We start from the raw sequence: 6,740 nt of genomic DNA on the forward strand, positions 1-6,740 counted from the left end.
GTCCATAATACAATGCCTCCTTGCCTGGTTTCACTTCATCAATGCCTTTGAGTGAAACCAGCATTTTTTATGAAAGGAATATGAGTAAAGTAATAGCCATAGCCAACCAAAAAGGGGGTGTCGGAAAAACCACCACCGCCATCAACCTGGCCGCCAGCCTGGCGGTGCTCGAACACAAAACCCTGCTCATCGATGCCGATCCCCAGGCCAACGCCACCTCAGGGGTAGGCTTCGACCCCAAGGTGGTCAAGACCAGCATTTACGAATGCATCATCGACGACGTGGAGCCGCGCAACATCCTGCTCAACACCTCCACCCCCAACCTCGACCTCATCCCCGCCCATATCGACCTGGTGGGTGCCGAGATCGAGATGATCAACCTGCCCAATCGCGAGTTGATGATGCGCAAGGTGATTGACAAGGTGAAGGACGATTACGAATTTGTTATCATCGACTGTTCGCCCTCCCTGGGGCTCATCACCGTCAACGCCATCACCGCCGCCGACTCGGTCATCATCCCGGTGCAGTGCGAATACTTTGCCCTCGAGGGACTGGGCAAGCTGCTCAACACCATCAAGATCGTGCAGTCGCGCCTCAACACCAAACTCGAGATTGAAGGCATCCTGCTGACGATGTACGACAACCGCCTGCGCCTGTCGAACCAGGTGGTCGAAGAGGTGCGCACCCACTTCCAGGACCTGGTGTTCGACACCATCATTCAGCGCAACACCAAGCTGGGTGAGGCCCCCAGCTTTGGTGAGACCATCATCATGCACGACGTGCAAAGCCGCGGCGCCATCAACTACCTCAACCTGGGCCGTGAGATCCTGCAACGCAATGAATTGACAAAGATCCCGCAATCAGAGAAAAACATAGCCATAGAATAATGAATGCCAAAAAACGAGCATTAGGAAAAGGATTAAGCGCATTACTCGACCAGTCCGGAATGGAGCCCCAGCCCATTTACGACATCGAAAAGGACTTGCTGCCGGTAGGCACCGTTGGCAAGATCCTGCTTGACAGCATTGAAGGCAACCCCTACCAGCCCCGGACCGACTTCGACGACCAGGCCCTGCAAGACCTGGCCGCCTCCATCAAGGAACAGGGCGTCATTCAGCCGGTGACGGTGCGCCGGGGCGAGGATGGTAAGTTTCAGCTCGTCTCAGGCGAGCGCCGCTGCAAAGCCGCACGCATGGCAGGACTCACCGATATCCCTGCCTACATCATCATCGCCACCGATAACGCGATGCTCGAGATGGCCATCGTCGAAAACATCCAGCGCGAGAACCTCAACCCCATCGAGATCTCGCTGGCCTATAAGCAACTCATCGACACTTACGACCTCACCCAGGAGATGCTCAGCGAGCGCCTGGGCAAGAGCCGTTCGTCCATCGCCAACTACCTGCGCCTGCTCAACCTGCCCGGCGAGATACAGATCGGCCTGCGCCAGGACCTTATCACCATGGGGCACGCCCGCGCACTGGTGTCGGTCGATGACATCCAGACCCAGCTCGAGATCTACCAGGACATCCTGGCCCAGGGCCTCTCGGTGCGCGACGTGGAAGAGATCGTAAAAAGCCTCAACGAAACCGAAGCCGAGCCCGAACCACCCGCACCCAAACAGCCCCTCTCTCCAGAGATAAAAGAGAAATACCAGGCCTTGCAAAAGCAGCTAACGGGTTTTTACGGATCGAAGGTGCAGGTCAAGGGCCGCAGCGGAGGCAAAGGTTCTATCGTCATCAACTTCTCTTCTGATGAAGACCTCGAACGCATCCTGAACCTGATCCAGCACTAAAGCCCGCCAGCCTTGTCTATCGCGCCCGCATACCATCCCAATGCTTCGTGCACCCTCAGGGGGACAGCTAGGGACCGTGGTTTTGCCTGGCGTTATGCGGGGGGCCTTTTTGTCTTGCTGTTGCTGGCCCTGCCCCTCTTTTCGCAGACGCCCCTGCCCGACCAGCCCCAGCGCTCACCCGAAGCCCTGCCCATCGACACCCTGCCCTCTGGCCGGCGCATCCCCTCACCCGGACGCGCTGCCATGCTCTCGGCTACCCTGCCCGGACTCGGACAAGCCTACAACCGCGCCTACTGGAAGATACCCATCATTTATGCCGGCTTTGGGGGCGTGGCCTATGCTGTGAACTTCAACAACGACAATTACCAGGAGATGCGAAGGGCCTACCTGGCGAAAGTCGACGGCAACCCCAACACCCCTGACAACTACCCCCTTTATACCGATGCTTCCCTGAAAAGGGCCATGGAATATTACCGGCGCAACCTCGAACTCTCGTTCATCCTGGGCGCCGCCCTTTACCTGCTCAACATCCTCGATGCCAACGTACAGGCCCACCTGATGGACTTCGATGTAAGTGAAGACATCAGCATGAAGATAGAACCCCGGATGGATCCTTCACCTGCCCTGGCGGGTCCTGTCAGCCACCTGCCTGCCCTGAAATTCACTTTTCGATTCTAAGCATGGAACAGCCCCTGAAAATAGCGATCATTGGTTACGGCAAAATGGGCCACGAGGTAGAAAAGCACGCCCTGGCTGCCGGACACAGCATCATATGCAAGATCGACAACGAAGACGACTGGCGAAACTTCCCCGGCGAAGCCCAGGTGGCCATCGAGTTCACCACGCCCGACACAGCCGTCAACAACATCTACCGCTGCTTTGAAGCCGGCATCCCGGTGGTATGCGGCACCACCGGTTGGCACGACCGCCTGCCCGAGGTGAGCATGATCTGCCTGTCAAGAAACCAGACCCTGTTTTATGCCTCCAACTTCAGCCCGGGCGTCAACATCTTATTCGAGATCAACAGCCGCCTTGCTGAGCTGATCAATGGCTTTGGGCATTACCAACCCTCCATCAGCGAGACGCATCACATCCAGAAGCTCGACGCCCCCAGCGGTACGGCCATTGTGCTGGCCAACGGCATCATCGACCATAACCAACGCTTCAACACCTGGAAACTCAGGGATGAAGCCCACAGCCCTTTCGAAATCCCCATCGAGGCCCTGCGCATCGACCAGGTGCCGGGCACCCACCAGGTGGAATGGAAAGGCCCTGAAGACACCATAGAAATCAGGCATACCGCCCATAACCGCAGCGGCTTCGCCCGCGGCGCCCTGATGGCTGCCCAGTGGGTATGGCAAAAAAAAGGCGTGTTTACAATGAAAGATTTACTCAACCTATAATCCTACCGCAATGAGCATGTATATGATTTTGACCATCCTGTTTTTCCTGGCCTCGGCAGCAGGCCTGTGGAAGATCTTTGAAAAAGCCGGCAAGCCCGGCTGGTATGCCATCGTGCCCTTCCTCAACATTTACCACTGGCTCAAAATCATCGACAAGCCCCTGTGGTGGTTTATCTTCGTGCTGGTACCCTTTATCAACGTCTTCACCTTGCTGCTCATGGTGGTCGAGACGCTGAAGTGCTTCAACAAACACGGGCTGGGACAACAGGCCCTGGGGGTGATCTTCCCCTTTGTCTACCTGCCTTACCTGGGCTTCGCCCCCAGGGAGAAATACGTGCATCCCTCGAAGCTTCCCGAGATCCAAAAGTCGGGCTGGCGCGAATGGGCCGATGCCATTATCTTCGCCGTGGTGGCCGCCACCCTCATCCGTATGTTCATGATCGAGGCCTACACCATCCCCACCCCCTCGATGGAGAAATCGCTGCTGGTGGGCGACTACCTCTTCGTGAACAAGGTGACCTATGGCCCCAAGATCCCCAACACCCCCATCGCATTCCCCTTTGCCCACCATACCCTGCCCCTGACCAAGTTTACCAAGTCGTACCTGGAGTGGATCAAGCTCGATTATTACCGCTACCCCGGTCTGCGCCGCATCAAGAACAACGACGTGGTGGTGTTTAACTATCCCGATGGCGACACGGTGGCCCTGCAAAGGCAAAACGAAAGCTACTATGCCCTGGTGCGCAACATGGGGCGCGAGCAGGTATGGCAAAACTACGACATCGTAGCTCGCCCCGTCGATAAGCGCGAGAACTACATCAAGCGCTGTGTGGGCATTCCCGGCGACAGCCTGCAAATCGTCGACGGCGCCATCCTGGTGAACGGCACCCTGCTGCCCGACCCCGAGGGCGTACAGCATAACTTCCAGGTGGTCACCGATGGCACGCCCATCAACCCCAGGGTGCTCGAACGACTGAACATCACTAACTGGGGGATGATCTCCAGTGGGGTGTATATCCTGGAGATGACCCGTGAGGCGGCAGAACAGGTAAAAACCGTCACCAGCGTGGCCAGCGTCGAAAAGCTCAGCCGCCCCGCCGGACGCTACGAGCCCTACATCTTCCCCCACAAGCCCGAGTTTGCCTGGAATGAAGACAACTTCGGCCCCATCTACATCCCCAAAAAAGGCGCCACCATAGCCATCAGCCCCTCCAACATCGACCTCTATCAGCGCATCATCGACGTGTATGAAGGCAATGACCTGGAGGTCAATGGCGACCAGATCCTCATCAACGGCACGCCTGCCACCTCCTATACCTTCAAGCTCGACTATTACTGGATGATGGGCGACAACCGCCACAACTCGGCCGACTCACGCTTCTGGGGCTTCGTCCCCGAAGACCACATCGTGGGCAGCGCTATGTTCGTCTGGCTCTCCCTCGACAAGGAAAAGTCCTTCCCCGGGAATATCAGGTTTAATAAGACGTTCAGGGTGATTAGGTAAGGTTTAAGGTTCAAGGTTTAAGGTTCAAGGTTTAAGGTTCAAGGTTTCTGGAATTGCAGCCCCGAACTCCTCTCGCCTCAGGCGAGGGGTTTGGGGGGAGGTCCTTGATTTCAGATCAGAGAAAGACCCAGCCTTCCGGCTGGCAGGGATTCTTGATTTACGAAGGAAAGATTCCTTGATTAGGTTGAACGAATGCCCGCGAAGCGGGCCAGCCAACAATAGCCCCGGGTCGCGCAGCACCCGGGGAAACAGAAACGAGCCATTCCCCCCCTCGCCCCGCTGATTAGCGGGGCCGACCAATAAGCAAGCCATCAAATTGTCGCCGATTCGCTCACCACTCACTTCTCACTTCTCACTTCTCACCTCTCACCTCTCACTTCTCATCTCTCACTTCTTCCCACCATCGCCCTATCCCGGTCGTGTGCAGCAAGGCCCCATACGAGCCTTGCACGAGGATTACACGAGCATGGTACGAGCGTGGTTAAATGAATAATGAAAATTTAAAAATGAAAAATGAAAATTTTGGGATGAGCATACTATTTGGTTTTGGTTGAAGAGACCGGCTGCTCCTTGCTTTCCCCCAATCTGACCACACTACATTGATTGACAGTTACTTATATTATCGATCCTGGTTTTTAACTGCTATTTTTTGACTGGAATCCCAGCTTTCTCACTTTCTCCTTTACGCAGTTTGCGCAGTTTGCGCAGTTTACGCAGTTGCGCACTGGCAAGGTTTACGCAACTTCCGCAGCTTCCGCAGCTTCCGCAGCTTACGCAGCTTACGCAACTTACGCAACTTACGCAGCTTCCCAAACTTGCGCAACTTCCGCAGCTTTCATTTTTTTTTGAATTATCGCGGATATCTTCCATAATGCATTGATCTTTAAACCTCTTCCTTAACGTAATAAATTAAAGGATTGATCAAAAAAATGCTTTAACAGTCTGCTTTCCAACAGGAAGCTGTTCCCTCCATTGTTTTAAGGCTTTCAACAAATGGTCACCCAAAAGAAACAGGATCTGGCCTGACTGGAGGACTCATTGCAGATAAAGGATCAGTTGTAGGTAAAAGGTGACGCCCGTCCTTACGAATATTTTACTTATAATCATTTATAAATATATATTAATACCTAGATATGATATATTTAGCAAAAAACGCCCTTCCCCTGGTTGCCGCCAGGCAGGAACTGAAAGCGGAATGATGCTTCGGACAATGATAAACAAGGGCCACATACATTGGTTAATAAAGGAAAGGGAGAAAAGTGAGGATTTGAATATTTTGAAAAAATGATCAGGAAAACCAAACACCTGCCAATTGAATGAACTTTTGCCAAAAGAAAGGATTGCGCAATTTGGGGAAGCTGCGTAAGTTGCGTAAGCTGCGTAAGTTGCGTAAGCTGCGGAAGCTGCGTAAAGGTAAAGCCGGCATAAACGATGAGTCTATTAATTCCCGGGTTTGGTTGGATAAACCGCATGGATAGGGCAGGCCTTGTCCCTACCAGAAAAATGCCCGGATCTTCACCCTGAAGGGTTTTAACCCAAGCAGGAAAAGGTTTGGGCTAAAGCCCCTGATTTTGATTGAACCTGGTTTACCCGGCATGAATGCCGGGCCTATTGATTTCCGGGGCTGAGCGGGACCCATCGCAGGGAAATTATCAATATTATCAAAATTATCAATATTATCACTTTCCTTTTTTGATGATTTCTTTATTATTTCACCCATTCTTCCGCCTGGTTCCTGGTATGAACCCCGTTAGGGAGCAGGGACAGGATCTGGTTCATTAAGGACAGGGAAAGAGATTCCCGTGGTTTTTACCCACCCCCCATTTATTTTCAGGGCCTGCAGGGGCGTTCGGCTGTGCGCCCCTGCCAGAAGAAAAACCTGCATAAATGCCCTGCATTATGATCTTCGGGGGTGCGGGGGATCAATAGCCGTAGCCTTCAGGCTACGGATTAAGAGTTAGATACCCTATGGGGGTTTTAACCCAAGCAGGAAAAGGTTTGGGCTAAAGCCCCTGATTTTGATTGAACCTGGTTTACC

6 protein-coding genes are annotated in these 6,740 nt (G+C 53.7%); 5 read left to right on the forward strand and 1 reads right to left on the reverse strand.

Annotated features, from left to right (window positions below; translation table 11 throughout):
* Positions 1–80 precede the first annotated feature (80 nt).
* The 5 genes from V2I46_05975 to lepB are packed head-to-tail and all read left to right on the forward strand — an operon-like array spanning position 81 to position 4,702.
* Entirely contained in the window at positions 81–887 is an 807-nt protein-coding gene (locus tag V2I46_05975; GenBank protein ID MEE4177041.1) for an AAA family ATPase, read from the forward strand.
* Positions 887–1,795, forward strand: coding sequence for a ParB/RepB/Spo0J family partition protein (locus V2I46_05980; GenBank protein MEE4177042.1), 909 nt, complete (start codon positions 887–889; stop codon positions 1,793–1,795). The genes V2I46_05975 and V2I46_05980 overlap by 1 nt, the downstream gene beginning before the upstream one ends.
* A 12-nt stretch (positions 1,796–1,807) precedes the next feature.
* Positions 1,808–2,473, forward strand: coding sequence for a DUF5683 domain-containing protein (locus V2I46_05985; GenBank protein ID MEE4177043.1), 666 nt, complete (start codon positions 1,808–1,810; stop codon positions 2,471–2,473).
* 14 nt (positions 2,474–2,487) lie between these two features.
* On the forward strand, positions 2,488–3,198 hold the full coding sequence (gene dapB / locus V2I46_05990; protein MEE4177044.1) for a 4-hydroxy-tetrahydrodipicolinate reductase: 711 nt from the start codon (positions 2,488–2,490) through the stop codon (positions 3,196–3,198).
* A gap of 10 nt (positions 3,199–3,208) precedes the next feature.
* Positions 3,209–4,702: a signal peptidase I gene (gene lepB, locus V2I46_05995; protein ID MEE4177045.1), complete on the forward strand. Its 1,494-nt coding sequence runs from the start codon at positions 3,209–3,211 to the stop codon at positions 4,700–4,702.
* A gap of 24 nt (positions 4,703–4,726) precedes the next feature.
* On the opposite strand, the gene V2I46_06000 is transcribed toward lepB, so the two are convergent.
* Positions 4,727–5,044 (reverse strand): hypothetical protein, encoded by a 318-nt coding sequence (locus tag V2I46_06000; GenBank protein ID MEE4177046.1) that lies wholly within the window; start codon positions 5,042–5,044, stop codon positions 4,727–4,729.
* Positions 5,045–6,740 lie beyond the last annotated feature (1,696 nt).

The sequence above is a fragment of the Bacteroides sp. genome (assembly GCA_036351255.1).
Lineage (GTDB): Bacteria > Bacteroidota > Bacteroidia > Bacteroidales > UBA7960 > UBA7960.